Source organism: Mycobacterium sp. IDUB_21 (genome assembly GCF_055419425.1).
Genome location: NZ_JBVAXQ010000032.1, coordinates 1 through 1295, shown reverse-complemented (window position 1 = coordinate 1295; position 1295 = coordinate 1). Strand labels below are relative to the sequence as shown.

Annotated in this window: 2 protein-coding genes; both read right to left on the bottom strand. The window is 62.7% G+C overall.

Translation table 11 applies throughout. The features are described 5' to 3' along the window. Positions 1–47: 47 nt before the first annotated feature. Complete coding sequence (locus ACZYY4_RS22995) at positions 48–761, bottom strand: hypothetical protein (RefSeq protein WP_463812328.1); 714 nt, start codon at positions 759–761, stop codon at positions 48–50. A 133-nt stretch (positions 762–894) separates the two neighbouring features. Next, a complete protein-coding gene (locus tag ACZYY4_RS22990; RefSeq protein WP_043985064.1) occupies positions 895–1092 on the bottom strand; it encodes a helix-turn-helix transcriptional regulator in 198 nt (65 codons plus the stop codon). Positions 1093–1295 lie beyond the last annotated feature (203 nt).

Sequence of the window (1295 nt, the reverse complement as noted above, 5' to 3'; positions counted from 1 at the left end):
CTACGATCACAGGCACACCCCACCGAAGGCGGGGTGATTCAAGGAAATCAGTCCCCGGACTTACCGGGACGGCTCACAGTGACCCACGAATCGGAATCACGCGGTGCCTGCCGTAGGGGAACCGGTGACGGGTCGATGAGATCGACCAGCATGCGTGTGGTTGTGCTCTTGGCGCTGCCCTGCTCGGCGAACAGCGCCAAGATCGGGTGTGGGACGTCGGTCTGGACAAGAGCGGCAATGAGGGCAGCGAGGAGGACCGGTCGGTCTTCGAAGTCGACGTTGACGAAATCCCAGAGCTTCTCGATATCCCCGCCCTGAGCCGGCAGCGGCATCGCTCCGGTCAACTTGGTGCGTAGAAAGCGCACAGGTGCCCGCTCGGTCAGCGTCCACCGGCCCTGTCGGATACGAATCACCTGGCCGTTGGGTAGTCCGGTATCGATGTAGATCGTGCCGTCATCGTCAGCGACGCGGAGGTTCAGGCGTTCGGGCGGCTTCGTGGCAGCCAATCCTTCAAGGATCAGCGTGGCGTCAGTCAGGGCCTGGCCGCCGGCGACCGCGCCGGTCTCGGCGAAGTACCGTGCGGCTAGGTCGGCGCGTAGACCGGCCTTGCCGGCGCGGAGGAGCATGACCAAGTGCGGGCGATCGCGGTCAGCTCCGAACGGCTCACCCTCATCGGAGAGTCCGAGCAGGTAGCGTTCCTGTGCCATGCCGACCAAGCGCGCGGCCACCGACTTCTTGTCCGTCTCGGTGTTGTCGCTCATAGGATTTCCTGCACACCGTGCTTATGCAGGCTGCGTTGACGAGCTATTCTCATGTGGAACTTCCGTGTCGGATGATCAGGTGGTTCGAACAAAGACCTCGGCTAGGCCCCGGGGTCTTTTTCGTGGGCGCGGTTCACGCGGCGTCTCCGCCTCCCCGCCGGGTCGCGGTTTCTTGTTCCGCGATCCATCGCAGTACCTCGTCGCGCCGGTACACGACCCGGCGGCCCAAGGTGAAACTGGCCGGCCCGATATCGCAGTGGCGCCAGTAGCGGAGAGTTCCAACGGGGACGCCGATGATGTCCGAAACCTGTTTGGCGCTCAGTAGATCCATGTAGCTGCTCCTCAATGGTGGGTTCTGTCAACGAATCCAACGGTGGTGGTGGCGCCCTGCATTTGTCCACCAGTACCCTCAACTTCGCCTACAAATTGACTTCAGCCGAACGCTTTCGTCGGCTGTCGTGTCAACGGCGGGTGAAATCTGACCCCCTGGCGGCAGGCGAAAGTTGACCCCCTTGGGCCGGTTTGGTGATTAGT

Excerpts from the sequence above, each read along its gene's own strand:
- ACZYY4_RS22995 (WP_463812328.1), bottom strand. The coding sequence starts at position 761 with ATGAGCGACAACACCGAGACGGACAAGAAGTCGGTGGCCGCGCGCTTG.
- ACZYY4_RS22990 (WP_043985064.1), bottom strand. The coding sequence starts at position 1,092 with ATGGATCTACTGAGCGCCAAACAGGTTTCGGACATCATCGGCGTCCCC.